General features: G+C 45.7%; 10 protein-coding genes. All 10 read left to right on the forward strand.

From position 1 onward, the window contains the following. The first annotated feature begins 83 nt into the window (after positions 1–83). The 10 genes from fusA to rpoC all read left to right on the forward strand — a co-directional run bounded on the left by fusA (position 84) and on the right by rpoC (position 16,265). Entirely contained in the window at positions 84–2,210 is a 2,127-nt protein-coding gene (gene fusA, locus P2E05_RS01625) for an elongation factor G (protein ID WP_154624192.1), read from the forward strand. A 77-nt stretch (positions 2,211–2,287) separates the two neighbouring features. After that, entirely contained in the window at positions 2,288–3,472 is a 1,185-nt protein-coding gene (gene tuf / locus P2E05_RS01630; protein ID WP_154624778.1) for an elongation factor Tu, read from the forward strand. Positions 3,473–4,094: 622 nt separating this feature from the next. After that, positions 4,095–4,481: a preprotein translocase subunit SecE gene (gene secE / locus P2E05_RS01635; protein ID WP_154624921.1), complete on the forward strand. Its 387-nt coding sequence runs from the start codon at positions 4,095–4,097 to the stop codon at positions 4,479–4,481. After that, on the forward strand, positions 4,482–5,027 hold the full coding sequence (gene nusG, locus P2E05_RS01640) for a transcription termination/antitermination protein NusG (RefSeq protein ID WP_154624920.1): 546 nt from the start codon (positions 4,482–4,484) through the stop codon (positions 5,025–5,027). A 161-nt stretch (positions 5,028–5,188) separates the two neighbouring features. Beyond that, positions 5,189–5,617 (forward strand): 50S ribosomal protein L11, encoded by a 429-nt coding sequence (rplK, locus tag P2E05_RS01645; protein WP_154624919.1) that lies wholly within the window; start codon positions 5,189–5,191, stop codon positions 5,615–5,617. Between the two features lie 3 nt (positions 5,618–5,620). Further along, positions 5,621–6,322, forward strand: coding sequence for a 50S ribosomal protein L1 (gene rplA, locus P2E05_RS01650; RefSeq protein ID WP_154624918.1), 702 nt, complete (start codon positions 5,621–5,623; stop codon positions 6,320–6,322). A gap of 304 nt (positions 6,323–6,626) precedes the next feature. Further along, positions 6,627–7,124 (forward strand): 50S ribosomal protein L10, encoded by a 498-nt coding sequence (gene rplJ, locus P2E05_RS01655; RefSeq protein ID WP_004924776.1) that lies wholly within the window; start codon positions 6,627–6,629, stop codon positions 7,122–7,124. A 60-nt stretch (positions 7,125–7,184) separates the two neighbouring features. Next, the gene (gene rplL / locus P2E05_RS01660) at positions 7,185–7,553 is read left to right on the forward strand and encodes a 50S ribosomal protein L7/L12 (RefSeq protein ID WP_004924778.1); all 369 of its coding nucleotides are present in this window, start codon (positions 7,185–7,187) and stop codon (positions 7,551–7,553) included. Positions 7,554–7,901: 348 nt separating this feature from the next. After that, positions 7,902–11,930 carry a DNA-directed RNA polymerase subunit beta gene (gene rpoB, locus P2E05_RS01665; protein WP_154624917.1) on the forward strand — a complete coding sequence of 1,343 codons (4,029 nt, stop codon included), beginning with the start codon at positions 7,902–7,904 and terminating at the stop codon, positions 11,928–11,930. 114 nt (positions 11,931–12,044) lie between these two features. Then, positions 12,045–16,265, forward strand: a complete 4,221-nt coding sequence (gene rpoC / locus P2E05_RS01670; RefSeq protein WP_163860562.1) for a DNA-directed RNA polymerase subunit beta' — start codon at positions 12,045–12,047, stop codon at positions 16,263–16,265. The last annotated feature ends 163 nt before the right edge of the window (positions 16,266–16,428 follow it).

Raw genomic sequence — 16,428 nt, forward strand, 5'->3', positions numbered from 1 at the left:
TTTCACCGCATTAGTGATGCTTCTTAGGGTAGCCTTCCGCTACCCTTTATATGATGAATTGAACGCCCACGAGAGAGGAAAAAATGGCCCGTCAAACGCCCATATCACGCTATCGTAACATCGGTATCAGTGCACACATCGACGCCGGTAAAACAACAACTTCTGAACGTATTCTGTTCTATACAGGTGTAAACCATAAAATTGGTGAAACCCACGAAGGTTCTGCAACAATGGACTGGATGGAACAGGAGCAAGAGCGTGGTATTACTATCACGTCTGCTGCGACTACAGCATTCTGGTCCGGTATGGCAAAACAGTTTGAGCCACACCGTATCAACATTATTGACACCCCAGGACACGTTGACTTCACTATCGAAGTAGAACGTTCTATGCGTGTTCTTGATGGTGCAGTTATGGTTTACTGTGCTGTTGGTGGTGTTCAGCCACAGTCTGAAACTGTATGGCGTCAAGCTAACAAATATAAAGTTCCACGTATCGCGTTCGTTAACAAAATGGACCGTATGGGTGCAAACTTCCTGCGTGTTGTTGAACAATTAAAAACACGTCTGGCTGCAAACCCAGTTCCACTTCAATTACCAGTTGGTGCAGAAGAAGGCTTCACTGGTGTTGTTGACTTGATCAAAATGAAAGCGATCAAGTGGAGCGATGAAGATCAAGGCGTTACCTTCGAATACGAAGATATCCCTGCGAATATGCAAGATCAAGCTGAAGAATGGCATAACTTCCTAGTTGAATCTGCTGCTGAAGCATCAGAAGAACTGATGGAAAAATATTTAGGCGGTGATGAACTGTCTGAAGAAGAAATCAAAGCTGCTCTTCGTCAACGCGTTCTTGCAAGCGAAATTATCCTGGTTACCTGTGGTTCTGCATTTAAGAACAAAGGTGTTCAGGCAATGCTGGATGCAGTTATCGAGTTCTTACCTTCACCAACAGATGTACCTGCAATCAATGGTATTCTGGACGATGGTAAAGATACGCCAGCTGAACGTCACGCAAGTGATGATGAGCCGTTCTCATCTTTAGCATTTAAAATTGCAACTGACCCGTTCGTTGGTAACCTGACGTTCTTCCGTGTTTACTCTGGTTTTGTTAACTCAGGTGACACGGTTCTGAACCCAGTTAAATCTAAGAAAGAACGTTTTGGTCGTATCGTTCAGATGCACGCTAACAAGCGTGAAGAGATTAAAGAAGTTCGCGCTGGTGACATCGCGGCAGCTATCGGTCTGAAAGACGTAACTACAGGTGATACTCTGTGTGCTGTTGAAGCGCCAATCATCCTAGAACGTATGGAATTCCCAGAGCCAGTAATCTCTGTTGCAATTGAACCAAAAACTAAAGCTGACCAAGAAAAAATGGGTATCGCATTGGGTCGTTTGGCTCAAGAAGATCCATCATTCCGCGTATCAAGTGATGAAGAAACGGGTCAAACCATCATCGCTGGTATGGGTGAATTGCACTTGGACGTTCTGGTTGACCGTATGCGTCGCGAATTTAAAGTTGAAGCGAACGTTGGTAAACCACAAGTTGCTTACCGTGAAGCTATCACTGCTAAAGTGACAGACATCGAAGGTAAACACGCGAAACAGTCTGGTGGTCGTGGTCAGTACGGTCATGTGGTTATCGATATGTACCCACTTGACAAAAATGATAAAGACGGCGTTCCTATGGACTACGAATTTGTCAACGAAATCAAAGGTGGTGTAATCCCTGGTGAATACATCCCTGCGGTTGACAAAGGTATCCAAGAGCAGTTGAAATCTGGCCCACTGGCTGGTTATCCTGTTGTTAACATGGGTATTCGTCTACATTTCGGTTCTTACCATGATGTTGACTCATCTGAACTGGCATTTAAACTGGCGGCATCAATCGCGTTTAAAGATGGCTTCAAAAAAGCTAAACCTGTTCTGCTTGAGCCAATCATGAAAGTTGAGGTGGAAACACCAGAAGACTACATGGGTGACGTTATTGGTGACTTGAACCGTCGCCGTGGTCTGATTGAAGGTATGGATGACATGGCAACTGGTAAAGTTGTTCGTGCACAAGTACCATTGTCAGAAATGTTCGGTTACGCTACAGACCTGCGTTCACAAACTCAAGGTCGTGCTTCATACTCAATGGAGTTCTTGAAGTACAATGAAGCACCTAACAACGTTGCACAAGCTGTTATCGAAGCTCGTAACGCTAAGTAATCGGTTTTAATCGATTTAACTACTTTAATTAAGTTCCCTCTTTATAGTGAAGAGGGAACTCCATAAGGAATAGAGTCGTGTCTAAAGAAAAATTTGAACGTTCCAAACCGCACGTTAACGTTGGTACAATCGGCCACGTTGACCACGGTAAAACTACCCTGACAGCAGCAATCACTACTGTTCTGGCAAAAACTTACGGCGGTAGCGCTCGTGCATTCGATCAAATCGATAACGCACCAGAAGAAAAAGCGCGTGGTATCACCATCTCTACTTCTCACGTAGAGTACGATACACCAACTCGCCACTACGCACACGTAGACTGCCCAGGACACGCCGACTATGTTAAAAACATGATCACCGGTGCTGCGCAGATGGATGGTGCAATCCTGGTTGTTGCTGCAACTGATGGCCCAATGCCACAAACTCGTGAGCACATCCTGTTAGGTCGTCAGGTTGGTGTTCCTTACATCATCGTTTTCCTGAACAAATGTGACATGGTAGACGACGAAGAGCTGTTAGAGCTAGTTGAAATGGAAGTTCGTGAGCTTCTGTCTCAGTACGATTTCCCAGGCGATGACACTCCAGTTATCCGTGGTTCAGCTCTGAAAGCGCTGGAAGGCAACCCAGAGTGGGAAGCGAAAATTGTTGAATTAGCAGAAGCACTGGACAGCTACATTCCAGAGCCAGAGCGTGCAATTGACAAGCCATTCCTGCTGCCAATCGAAGACGTATTCTCAATCTCTGGTCGTGGTACAGTAGTAACAGGCCGTGTTGAGCGTGGTATCATCAAAGTGGGTGAAGAAGTTGAAATCGTTGGTATCAAAGAGACCGCGAAAACCACTTGTACTGGTGTTGAAATGTTCCGTAAGCTTCTAGACGAAGGTCGTGCAGGTGAGAACGTTGGTGTTCTTCTGCGTGGTACTAAGCGTGAAGAAATCGAACGTGGTCAAGTTCTGGCGAAACCAGGTTCAATCAAGCCACACACTACTTTCGAATCAGAAGTTTATATCCTGAGCAAAGATGAAGGTGGTCGTCACACTCCATTCTTCAAAGGCTACCGTCCACAGTTCTACTTCCGTACAACTGACGTAACCGGTACTATCGAACTGCCAGAAGGCGTAGAGATGGTAATGCCAGGTGACAACATCAACATGAAAGTTACCCTGATCCACCCAATCGCGATGGATGATGGTTTGCGTTTCGCAATCCGTGAAGGTGGCCGTACTGTAGGTGCGGGTGTTGTTGCAAAAATCATTGCATAATAACAACCCACTTTAGTAAAAAGGGCATCTTTAAGATGCCCTTTTTATACTCAAAATAATTCAAGTAATATATTATTAATCAATTGGTTATCTTGAGTTATCTCAATGCCTCAATAGTGTAAAATGTCGCGACGCGATAGCGATTTGAGCCATCACCATGCAATATTTTAAACTATGAAGGGTATAACGTTGTAAAATTAAGAACCTATCTCATCAATGGTTGTGGAAATTATTGGTGAGATAGGCTCTGATGCAACGAATATAGCAACTGCATCATTAGCTTTATGCAGTTATATGAGATTTATTAAGGTTTTGCTCAGAAGATATGGTATATTTTACTGCTGCCGCATTTAGAAATTAATTTTCATAATAATCGCGGCAAAAAATTTGTTGAGCATGCCTTAAATTTACCTACGGAATAGCGAGTGAGCACATCATCGCCTTTTGCTAGTCGACTGCTCTTTGAGTTTCGTAGGCGTTGTCAACAATTCTCCTTGTTTGACTTAGCAAGCTCGGCTCGTAGTACATAAGGGATATGTTGGCATATTCTATTGGTTCGGTCTGTTTGCCTTCATTGGTAGGGCACAGGCTTTATACATACTTCATGGTAACAGGTTGAATTATGAGTGCGAATAGCGAAGCTCAAGGAAGTGGACGCAGTGTAGACATCTTTAAGTGGGTCGTTGTTGCTGTCCTGCTACTGATTGCTATAGTTGGCAACTATTACTTCCGTCAATATAATCTCGCGCTGCGTGCTTTTGCTGTTGTGGCTGTTGTCGCCATTGCAGGTGCTGTCGCTTTGTGGACTACAAAGGGCAAACAAACATTAGCGTTTGCGCGTGAAGCTCGCATTGAAATGCGAAAAGTGATTTGGCCAACTCGCCAAGAAGCATTACAAACGACTTTGATTGTTGCCGCAGTAACGGCTGTTATGTCATTAATACTGTGGGGATTAGATGGTATCCTAGTGCGTTTAGTTTCATTTATTACAAGCCTGAGGTTATTCTAAATGTCAGATTCACCTAAAAAGCGCTGGTATGTCATTCAGGCTTTCTCTGGTTTTGAAGGTCGCGTAGCGCAGTCTTTGCGTGAACATATCAAATTACACGGTATGGAAGACTCTTTCGGCGAAGTCATGGTACCAACAGAAGAAGTTGTTGAGATCCGTAGTGGTCAGCGCCGTAAAAGTGAACGTAAGTTTTTTCCAGGCTATGTATTAGTTCAAATGGTAATGAATGATGACTCATGGCACTTAGTACGTAGCGTACCACGTGTTATGGGGTTCATCGGCGGAACGTCGGATCGTCCAGCACCAATTAGTGATAAAGAAGTCGACGCGATTATGAATCGTCTGCAACAAGTTGGCGATAAACCACGTCCGAAAACATTGTTTGAGCCAGGTGAAATGGTTCGCGTTAGCGATGGTCCATTTGCTGACTTTAATGGTGTTGTCGAAGAAGTGGATTATGAAAAGAGCCGCTTGAAAGTCTCGGTTTCAATCTTTGGCCGTGCGACACCAGTCGAATTGGATTTCAGTCAGGTCGAAAAAGTATAACTTTAACGACAAAAACTGGCTTGCAAAAGGTGTGAAATTTGACTACAATTTCGCGCCTTTTGTTTTTTGCGCCTCGCACACGTGTTTAGTCAGTTGCGAGGGGCGTTAATTAACGGGGAGCCTAATCGCTAGGCGCTATCACCCATCTAGAGGAAATATTCATGGCTAAGAAAGTACAAGCCTACGTTAAGCTGCAAGTTGCAGCTGGTATGGCTAACCCAAGCCCACCGGTTGGTCCAGCACTGGGTCAACAAGGTGTGAACATCATGGAATTCTGTAAAGCGTTCAACGCAAAAACAGACAGCATGGAAAAAGGTTTACCAATTCCTGTTGTTATCACTGTTTATGCAGACCGTTCTTTCACTTTCGTTACGAAAACTCCACCTGCTGCTGTTCTGCTGAAAAAAGCGGCTGGCGTTAAGTCAGGTTCTGGTAAGCCGAACAAAGACAAAGTGGGTAAAGTGACCTCTGCTCAGATTCGCGAAATCGCTGAAACTAAAGCTGCGGACATGACTGGTGCTGACATTGACGCTATGATGCGTTCAATCGAAGGTACTGCTCGTTCCATGGGCCTGGTTGTGGAGGACTAATCAATGGCTAAACTGAATAAGCGCATGCGCAATATCCGTGAAAAAGTTGATGCAACTAAACAGTATGACATCAACGAAGCCGTTGCTCTGCTGAAAGAATTAGCGACTGCTAAATTCGTCGAAAGCGTTGACGTTGCTGTTAACCTTGGCATCGACGCTCGTAAATCTGACCAGAACGTACGTGGTGCAACTGTACTGCCACACGGTACTGGCCGTTCAGTTCGCGTTGCTGTCTTTACTCAAGGCGCAAACGCAGAAGCTGCTAAAGCAGCAGGTGCTGAGCTGGTTGGTATGGACGATCTGGCTGACAAAATCAAAGCTGGCGAAATGGATTTTGACGTTGTTATTGCTTCTCCAGATGCAATGCGCGTTGTTGGTCAATTAGGTCAAATCCTGGGTCCACGCGGCCTGATGCCAAACCCGAAAGTAGGTACTGTAACACCTAACGTTGCTGAAGCAGTTCAAAACGCTAAAGCGGGTCAGGTTCGTTACCGTAACGACAAGAACGGTATCATCCACACCACTATCGGTAAAGTTGACTTTGATGCTGACAAACTGAAAGAAAACCTAGAAGCACTGCTGATCGCGCTGAAAAAAGCAAAACCAGCTTCTGCTAAAGGTGTGTATATCAAGAAAGTTAGCCTGTCTACTACCATGGGTGCAGGTGTTGCTATTGACCAAGCTGGTCTATCAGCAGCAGTTTAATACTAATACTTTTAGTAATTAAACTTTACCTTTGCGTCAGATTTGTATAAAATCTGACGCCTTGAGTTTATTCGTACTGTTATTAGTATCAATAAACCACAAATTTCGGTATGGAGTCTGGCCTTTCCAGACCCCGTCCAAGACCGCAGGTGTAGCGATACTTAATCTACCTGCGTAGACGGTGACAGAGATACCAAGAATTTTATTCTGGCTTCTGCTCACCGTGTTTTAGCGCTCAACACATGTCGTGTTTGAGTGATGTGAGTCCCCGGGGTTTCCCGGTTAATCCAGGAGCAAGAAGCTAATGGCACTAAATCTTCAAGACAAACAAGCGATTGTTGCTGAAGTCAGCGAAGTAGCCAAAGGCGCGCTTTCTGCAGTTGTTGCTGATTCACGCGGCGTAACTGTAGCAAAAATGACTGAACTGCGTAAAGCAGGTCGCGAAGCTGGCGTTTACATCCGTGTTGTTCGTAACACGCTGATTCGCCGTGCTGTTGAAGGAACTTCTTATGAAGTCCTGAAAGACGCGTTTGTTGGTCCAACCTTGATTGCTTTCTCTAACGAACATCCGGGCGCTGCTGCTCGTCTGTTCAAAGAGTTCGCGAAAGCGAATCCAGCATTTGAGATTAAAGCTGCGGCCTTTGAAGGTGAGTTAATCCAGGCTAAAGATATCGATCGTCTGGCAACACTCCCAACTTACGAAGAAGCAATCGCACGCCTGATGGCAACCATGAAAGAAGCCGCTGCAGGCAAACTGGTTCGCACTCTGGCTGCTCTGCGCGATCAGAAAGAAGCTGCATAAGCCCTTTCCTTCGTTGCTTTTTAACGTATAAACTATTTCTGAATTTTAGGAACACTTGTTATGTCTATCACTAAAGACCAAATCCTTGACGCAGTTGCTGAAATGTCTGTAATGGACGTTGTTGAACTGATCACTATGATGGAAGAAAAATTCGGCGTTTCTGCTGCTGCGGCTGTTGCTGTTGCTCCAGGTGCTGCTGCTGAAGCTGCTGAAGAAAAAACTGAGTTCGACGTTGTTCTGGCTTCTGTTGGCGGTAACAAAGTTGCTGTTATCAAAGCAGTTCGCGGTGCGACCGGTCTGGGTCTGAAAGAAGCTAAAGATATGGTAGAATCTGCGCCAGCAACCATCAAAGAAGGTGCTAGCAAAGACGAAGCTGAAGCTCTGAAAAAATCTCTTGAAGAAGCAGGCGCTTCTGTTGAGCTTAAATAAGTTCAGCTTTCAGTTTGCAGCCTAACTTAAAGGCTGATGGCTGGTGATTTTTTAATCACCAGCCTTTTTGCGCTGTAAAGCGTGATTGGGTGTTAACAGCTTTTTCACGCAATTTTGATGTTAACAAACCCTCCAATACTTCTTTCTATTGACGACTTAATATACTGTGTTCTCAGCTACGACCCGCTCGGGTAGCTCGGTAGTCAGAGTGGCACAATGAAATGATTTAAGAGTAATAGCAATGAGTATTACGGAAAGTGTTCATTTTCCATTTCAAAAAATAGCGTTATCGATGCTGTCCTTATGGACGGACAGAGTGGGTCACTGATCAGCGAGCTGAGGAACCCTATGGTTTACTCCTATACCGAGAAAAAACGTATTCGTAAGGATTTTGGTAAACGTCCACAAGTTTTGGATGTACCTTATCTCCTTTCTATCCAACTTGACTCGTTCCAGAAGTTTATCGAGCAAGATCCTGATGGTCAGAACGGGCTGGAAGCAGCTTTCCGTTCTGTGTTTCCTATTCAGAGCTACAGCGGTAATGCTGAACTGCAATACGTCAGCTATCGTCTGGGTGAGCCTGTATTTGATGTTAAAGAATGTCAAATTCGTGGCGTCACATACTCTGCACCACTGCGTGTTAAGCTGCGCCTCATTGTTTATGAGCGTGAAGCACCAGAAGGCACCGTAAAAGACATCAAAGAGCAAGAAGTCTACATGGGTGAAATTCCACTCATGACTGAAAACGGAACCTTTGTTATCAACGGTACTGAGCGTGTTATCGTTTCTCAGTTACACCGTAGTCCTGGTGTCTTCTTCGACAGCGATAAAGGGAAAACACACTCTTCAGGTAAAGTCCTGTATAACGCGCGTATTATCCCTTACCGTGGTTCATGGCTTGATTTCGAATTCGATCCGAAAGATAACCTGTTTGTACGTATCGACCGTCGCCGTAAATTACCTGCGACCATTATTCTACGTGCAATGGATTACAGCACTGAAGACATCTTGAATTTGTTCTTCGAGAAAACTGTTTTCCAAATCCGCGATAACAAACTGATGATGACGCTAGTTCCTGAGCGTCTGCGTGGTGAGACCGCTTCTTTTGATATTGAAGCAAACGGCAAAGTGTATGTTGAAAAAGGCCGTCGTATCACTGCTCGTCATATCCGCTTACTAGAGAAAGAAGAAGTCAACAGCATCGAAGTGCCTGTTGAGTACATCGCTGGTAAAGTGGTCGCAAGAGATTACATTGATGAAAGTACAGGTGAGCTGATTTGCGCAGCTAACATGGAACTTTCATTGGATATGTTGGCACGTCTGAGCCAAGCGGGTCATAAAACAATTGAAACATTGTTTACCAACGACTTAGACCACGGTGCTTACATTTCTGAAACGCTGCGTGTCGATCCAACGAATGACCGCCTGAGCGCGTTGGTAGAAATCTACCGTATGATGCGTCCTGGTGAGCCACCAACACGTGAAGCTGCTGAGAACTTGTTCGATAACCTGTTCTTCTCAGAAGATCGTTATGATCTATCAGCTGTTGGTCGCATGAAGTTTAACCGTTCACTGGGCCGCGATGAAATCGAAGGTTCTGGTATCCTGAGTGAAGAAGACATCATTGATGTTATGCGTAAACTCATCGATATCCGTAACGGTAAAGGCGAAGTCGATGATATTGACCACTTAGGTAACCGTCGTATTCGTTCTGTTGGTGAGATGGCAGAAAACCAATTCCGTGTTGGTCTGGTCCGTGTTGAGCGTGCAGTGAAAGAGCGTCTTTCTCTGGGTGACCTTGATGCATTAGTACCACAAGATATGATCAACGCGAAGCCAATTTCTGCGGCAGTGAAAGAGTTCTTTGGTTCCAGCCAGCTTTCTCAGTTTATGGACCAAAACAACCCACTGTCTGAAATTACGCACAAACGTCGTATCTCAGCGTTGGGCCCAGGTGGTCTGACTCGTGAACGTGCGGGCTTTGAGGTACGTGACGTACACCCAACTCACTATGGTCGTGTTTGTCCAATCGAAACCCCTGAAGGTCCGAACATCGGTCTGATCAACTCCTTGTCTGTGTATGCTCAGACAAACGAGTACGGTTTCCTTGAAACACCTTATCGCTTAGTGCGTGATGGCCTTGTTACTGACGAAATTCATTACTTGTCTGCCATTGAAGAAGGTAACTTCATCATCGCTCAGGCAAACACCGTATTAGCGGAAGATGGTAGCTTTGTTGAAGAGCTGATCACTTGCCGTAACCATGGTGAATCAAGCTTGTTCAGCCGTGATCAAGTTGAATATATGGACGTTTCGACTCAGCAGGTCGTTTCTGTTGGTGCGTCACTGATTCCATTCCTTGAACACGATGATGCTAACCGTGCATTGATGGGTGCAAACATGCAACGTCAGGCGGTTCCAACTTTACGTGCTGATAAACCCTTAGTCGGTACAGGTATGGAACGTGCAGTAGCGGTTGACTCAGGGGTAACGGCTGTTGCGAAACGTGGCGGTACTGTTCAGTACGTTGATGCTTCTCGTATCGTTATTAAAGTTAATGAAGATGAGATGTATCCAGGTGAAGCTGGTATCGATATCTATAACCTGACTAAATATACCCGTTCTAACCAGAACACCTGTATTAGCCAGATGCCTTGTGTATCTTTAGGTGAGCCAGTTGAACGAGGTGACGTGTTAGCTGATGGTCCTTCAACTGACCTCGGTGAATTGGCTCTTGGCCAAAACATGCGCGTGGCATTTATGCCATGGAATGGTTATAACTTCGAAGACTCCATCCTTGTTTCTGAGCGTGTTGTTCAAGAAGACCGTTTCACAACGATTCATATTCAGGAACTCTCTTGTGTGTCTCGTGACACAAAACTGGGGCCTGAAGAAATTACGGCTGATATTCCTAACGTTGGTGAAGCTGCACTTTCTAAACTCGATGAGTCTGGGATTGTGTATATCGGCGCTGAAGTTAAAGGTGGCGATATCCTAGTTGGTAAAGTGACACCGAAAGGTGAAACCCAACTGACACCAGAAGAGAAACTGCTGCGCGCTATCTTTGGTGAGAAAGCATCTGACGTTAAAGACTCTTCTCTGCGTGTACCTAACGGTGTTTCCGGTACCGTCATTGACGTACAAGTCTTCACCCGTGATGGTGTAGAAAAAGACAAACGTGCGCTAGAGATTGAAGAAACTCAGTTACGTGAAGCGAAGAAAGACTTAACGGAAGAGTTACGTATTTTCGAAGCAGGTTTGTTTGCGCGTATCCGCTCTGTGCTGGTTAACGGCGGTATTGAAGCTGAGAAACTGGACAAATTGCCTCGCGATCGTTGGTTAGAGCTTTCTCTGGCTGATGAAGAGAAGCAAAATCAGTTAGAACAATTAGCTGAGCAGTACGATGAACTGAAATCTGAGTTCGAGAAGAAACTGGATGCTAAACGCCGTAAGATCACTCAAGGTGATGACTTGGCACCAGGCGTACTGAAAATTGTTAAGGTTTATCTGGCCGTTAAACGTCAGATCCAACCGGGTGATAAAATGGCGGGTCGCCATGGTAACAAAGGTGTTATCTCAAAAATCAACCCAGTTGAAGATATGCCTTACGATGAAAACGGTAACCCTGTAGACATCGTTCTGAACCCGCTGGGCGTACCATCGCGTATGAACATCGGTCAGATTCTGGAAACCCACTTGGGTATGGCTGCGAAAGGTATTGGTGATAAAATTAATGCTATGCTTAAACAGCAGCAAGATGTCGCCAAACTGCGTGAGTTCATCCAGAAAGCCTACGATCTTGGTGATGACCCTCGCCAGAAAGTAGATTTGAATACTTTCTCTGACGAAGAAGTTATGCGTCTGGCTGAAAACCTGAAAAAAGGTATGCCAATCGCAACACCAGTGTTCGATGGTGCAAAAGAGATTGAAATTAAAGAACTATTGAAATTGGGTGGTCTGCCAACTTCAGGTCAGATTACATTGTTCGACGGCCGTACAGGTGAGAAGTTTGAGCGTCAGGTAACGGTTGGTTACATGTATATGCTGAAACTGAACCACTTGGTTGACGATAAAATGCACGCCCGTTCTACTGGTTCTTACAGCTTGGTTACTCAGCAACCGTTGGGTGGTAAAGCTCAGTTCGGTGGTCAGCGTTTCGGGGAGATGGAAGTGTGGGCACTGGAAGCATATGGTGCAGCCTATACACTCCAAGAGATGCTAACGGTTAAGTCGGATGACGTTAACGGCCGTACGAAGATGTATAAAAACATCGTCGATGGCAACCATCAGATGGAACCTGGCATGCCGGAGTCCTTCAACGTATTGTTGAAAGAAATCCGCTCACTGGGTATCAACATCGAACTGGAAGACGAGTAATTCGTTTGTACCGGAAGGCTAGGTTTAGCCTTCCGGCCAGTATAAGTACTGGGATTAGGGGAGAGAGGCAGGGGCCTCTCACCTGACAGGTCTAACTCCGACAGGAGCCATTTTGTGAAAGACTTAATTAAGTTTCTGAAAGCGCAAACCAAGACCGAAGAGTTTGATGCGATCAAAATTGCTCTGGCATCGCCTGATATGATCCGTTCATGGTCATTCGGTGAAGTGAAAAAGCCAGAAACCATTAACTACCGTACGTTCAAGCCTGAGCGTGACGGCCTTTTCTGTGCGCGTATTTTCGGGCCAGTAAAAGACTACGAATGTCTGTGCGGTAAGTACAAACGTTTAAAACACCGTGGTGTGATTTGTGAGAAATGTGGCGTTGAAGTCACCCAGACTAAAGTTCGTCGTGAGCGCATGGGTCATATTGAACTTGCTTCTCCGACAGCTCATATCTGGTTCTTAAAATCATTGCCATCCCGTATCGGTTTGCTACTTGATATGCCTTTGCGTGATATCGAGCGTGTTCTGTACTTTGAATCCTACGTGGTTGTTGAAGGTGGTATGACTAGCCTTGAACGCTCACAGATTCTGACAGAAGAGCAATACTTAGATGCGTTGGAAGAGTTCGGTGACGAATTTGACGCGAAAATGGGTGCGGAAGCAATCCAAGGTCTGCTGAAAAACCTCGATCTTGAGAACGAGTGTGAAACGTTACGTGAAGAGTTGAACGAAACGAACTCTGAAACTAAACGTAAGAAGCTGACTAAGCGTATTAAACTGTTAGAAGCATTTATTCAGTCTGGTAACAAACCAGAATGGATGATCTTGAATGTTCTGCCAGTTCTACCACCTGATCTGCGTCCATTAGTTCCACTCGACGGTGGCCGTTTTGCAACATCAGATCTGAACGATCTTTACCGTCGTGTGATCAACCGTAACAACCGTCTGAAACGTCTTCTGGATCTGGCTGCGCCAGACATCATCGTACGTAACGAAAAACGTATGTTACAAGAAGCGGTCGATGCTCTGTTAGATAACGGTCGTCGCGGTCGTGCAATTACCGGTTCTAATAAACGTCCTCTGAAATCTTTGGCTGATATGATCAAAGGTAAACAAGGTCGTTTCCGTCAGAACTTGCTTGGTAAGCGTGTTGACTACTCAGGTCGTTCGGTTATCACTGTCGGTCCATACCTGCGTCTGCATCAGTGTGGTCTGCCTAAGAAAATGGCTCTTGAGTTATTCAAACCATTCATCTATGGCAAATTAGAACTCCGTGGTCTGGCAACAACCATCAAAGCTGCGAAGAAAATGGTTGAGCGTGAAGAAGCGGTAGTATGGGATATCTTGGATGAAGTTATCCGTGAACACCCAGTTATGCTGAACCGTGCGCCAACACTTCACCGTTTGGGTATCCAAGCCTTTGAACCTATTTTGATCGAAGGTAAAGCGATCCAGTTGCACCCTCTGGTGTGTGCGGCATATAACGCCGACTTCGATGGTGACCAAATGGCAGTACACGTTCCTCTAACTCTGGAAGCTCAGTTAGAAGCGCGTGCGTTGATGATGTCAACCAACAACATCCTGTCACCAGCGAGTGGTGAGCCTATCATCGTTCCTTCACAGGACGTTGTATTGGGTCTCTATTACATGACTCGTGACTGTGTAAACGCGAAAGGCGAAGGGATGGTTCTGGCCGGCCCTAAAGAAGCTGAGCGTGTTTACCGTTCTGGCCATGCTTCACTGCATGCCCGTGTTAAAGTCCGTATCACTGAAGAAGTGAAAGACGGTGAAGGTAACATTACGATTAACACCAGTATGGTTGATACTACTGTTGGTCGTGCAATTCTGTGGATGATCGTGCCGAAAGGTCTGCCTTACTCGCTGGTTAACCAAGCGTTAGGTAAAAAAGCGATCTCTAAAATGCTGAACACTTGTTACCGTGTTCTGGGTCTGAAACCTACGGTTATTTTTGCTGACCAAATCATGTATACCGGTTTTGCCTATGCGGCACGTTCTGGTGCATCGGTTGGTATCGACGATATGGTTATTCCTGAGAAAAAAGCAGGGATCATCGCCGAAGCCGAAGCAGAAGTTGCAGAAATTCAGGAACAGTTCCAGTCTGGTCTGGTGACAGCAGGCGAACGTTACAACAAAGTTATCGATATCTGGGCTGCGGCTAACGAACGTGTTGCTAAAGCGATGATGGAAAACCTGTCTACTGAAACGGTGATTAACCGCGACGGTGAAGAAGAACAGCAGGTTTCTTTCAACAGTATCTTTATGATGGCCGACTCCGGTGCTCGTGGTTCTGCTGCTCAGATTCGTCAGCTAGCCGGTATGCGTGGTCTGATGGCTAAGCCAGATGGCTCAATCATCGAAACACCAATCACGGCAAACTTCCGTGAAGGTCTGAACGTTCTCCAGTACTTTATTTCTACGCACGGTGCTCGTAAAGGTCTTGCGGATACGGCATTGAAAACAGCGAACTCCGGTTATCTGACTCGTCGTCTCGTTGACGTTGCTCAGGACTTGGTGGTGACTGAAGACGACTGTGGTACACACGAAGGTATCTTGATGACTCCGGTTATCGAGGGTGGTGATGTTAAAGAACCACTGCGTGAGCGTGTATTGGGTCGTGTGACGGCAGAAGATATTCTGATCCCAGGTACTGCGGACATTCTGGTTCCACGTAATACGTTGCTACACGAAAAATGGTGTGACCTGTTAGAAGAAAACTCTGTCGACAGCGTTAAAGTCCGTTCAGTCGTTAGCTGTGAAACTGACTTCGGTGTATGTGCTCACTGTTATGGTCGTGACCTTGCTCGTGGTCATATCATCAACAAAGGTGAAGCTATCGGGGTTATCGCGGCACAGTCAATCGGTGAACCAGGTACACAGTTGACGATGCGTACGTTCCACATCGGTGGTGCGGCATCTCGTGCGGCAGCAGAATCTAGCATCCAAGTTCGTAACCCAGGTACACTAAAACTGGTTAACGCGAAATTTGTGACTAACTCAGAAGGCAAACTGGTTATTACTTCACGTAATACCGAATTGCGCCTGATTGATGAGTTCGGTCGTACTAAAGAGAGCTATAAAGTACCTTACGGTGCGCACCTGACTAAAGGCGATGGCGCGGCAGTTACTGGCGGTGAAACTGTTGCTAACTGGGATCCACATACCATGCCAGTTGTCAGTGAAGTATCCGGTATTATTCGCTTCTCAGACATGCTTGATGGCCAAACAATGACGCGTCAGACGGATGAATTAACCGGTCTGTCTTCAATCGTTGTTCTGGATACAGCAGAGCGTACGAGTGGTGGTAAAGATTTACGTCCAGCACTTCGTGTTGTTGATGCGAATGGTAACGATGTTCTGATCCCTAACACCGACATGCCTGCTCAGTATTTCTTACCAGGTAAGGCAATTGTTCAGTTAGATGATGGCATCGCTATCAACGTCGGTGATACCTTAGCACGTATTCCACAAGAATCTGTGGGAACTAAAGATATCACGGGTGGCCTACCTCGCGTTGCTGACCTGTTTGAAGCGCGTCGTCCGAAAGAGCCAGCTATTTTGGCTGAGATCAGCGGTATTGTTTCCTTCGGTAAAGAGACCAAAGGTAAACGTCGTCTGGTGATTACACCGATGGATGGTTCTGATCCGTATGAAGAGATGATCCCTAAATGGCGTCAGCTCAACGTATTTGAAGGTGAGATCGTTGAACGCGGTGATGTAATTTCTGATGGCCCTGAGTCGCCACATGATATCTTGCGTCTGCGTGGTGTACATGCAGTGACACGTTATATCACTAACGAAGTTCAGGAAGTTTACCGTTTACAAGGCGTTAAGATTAACGATAAACACATTGAAGTTATCGTTCGTCAGATGCTGCGTAAGGTGACTATTGCTGATGCGGGAAGCTCTGAGTTCCTTGAAGGCGAGCAGGTCGAGTACTCACGTGTTAAAGTTTCTAACCGTAAACTTGAGCTGGATGGTAAAATCCCAGCTAAGTTCGATCGCGACCTATTGGGTATCACGAAGGCATCTCTGGCAACAGAATCCTTCATCTCAGCAGCATCGTTCCAAGAAACAACACGCGTACTGACAGAAGCAGCCGTTGCAGGTAAACGCGACGAACTGCGTGGTCTGAAAGAAAACGTTATTGTGGGTCGTTTGATCCCAGCAGGTACTGGTTTTGCGTATCACCAAGACCGTATCCGTCGTCGTCATCTGAACGATGTTGTGGAAGCTCCACAAGTTAGTGCGGATGAAGCAACGGCTAACTTGGCTGAACTGTTAAATGCAGGATTCAGCAGCGATAACAATTAAGACGTATTCGTCAGATTGGAACACAATGATAAAACCGGCGCTGTAATAGCGCCGGTTTTTTTTATTTAAACGTGTGTTCAAGCAAAAGCCATTCAGCCTGAACTTTGCTTTACAGTGATAACAAATGGTATGTGAGTATGCGTGACTTCACACAGGTATTCAG

The sequence above is a fragment of the Providencia stuartii genome (assembly GCF_029277985.1).
Lineage (GTDB): Bacteria > Pseudomonadota > Gammaproteobacteria > Enterobacterales > Enterobacteriaceae > Providencia > Providencia zhejiangensis.

Bases quoted from the DNA above. Each gene is read 5' to 3' on its own strand.
- fusA (WP_154624192.1), top strand. From the start codon at position 84: ATGGCCCGTCAAACGCCCATATCACGCTATCGTAACATCGGTATCAGT.
- secE (WP_154624921.1), top strand. From the start codon at position 4,095: ATGAGTGCGAATAGCGAAGCTCAAGGAAGTGGACGCAGTGTAGACATC.
- nusG (WP_154624920.1), top strand. From the start codon at position 4,482: ATGTCAGATTCACCTAAAAAGCGCTGGTATGTCATTCAGGCTTTCTCT.
- rplK (WP_154624919.1), top strand. From the start codon at position 5,189: ATGGCTAAGAAAGTACAAGCCTACGTTAAGCTGCAAGTTGCAGCTGGT.
- rplA (WP_154624918.1), top strand. From the start codon at position 5,621: ATGGCTAAACTGAATAAGCGCATGCGCAATATCCGTGAAAAAGTTGAT.
- rplJ (WP_004924776.1), top strand. From the start codon at position 6,627: ATGGCACTAAATCTTCAAGACAAACAAGCGATTGTTGCTGAAGTCAGC.
- rplL (WP_004924778.1), top strand. From the start codon at position 7,185: ATGTCTATCACTAAAGACCAAATCCTTGACGCAGTTGCTGAAATGTCT.
- rpoB (WP_154624917.1), top strand. From the start codon at position 7,902: ATGGTTTACTCCTATACCGAGAAAAAACGTATTCGTAAGGATTTTGGT.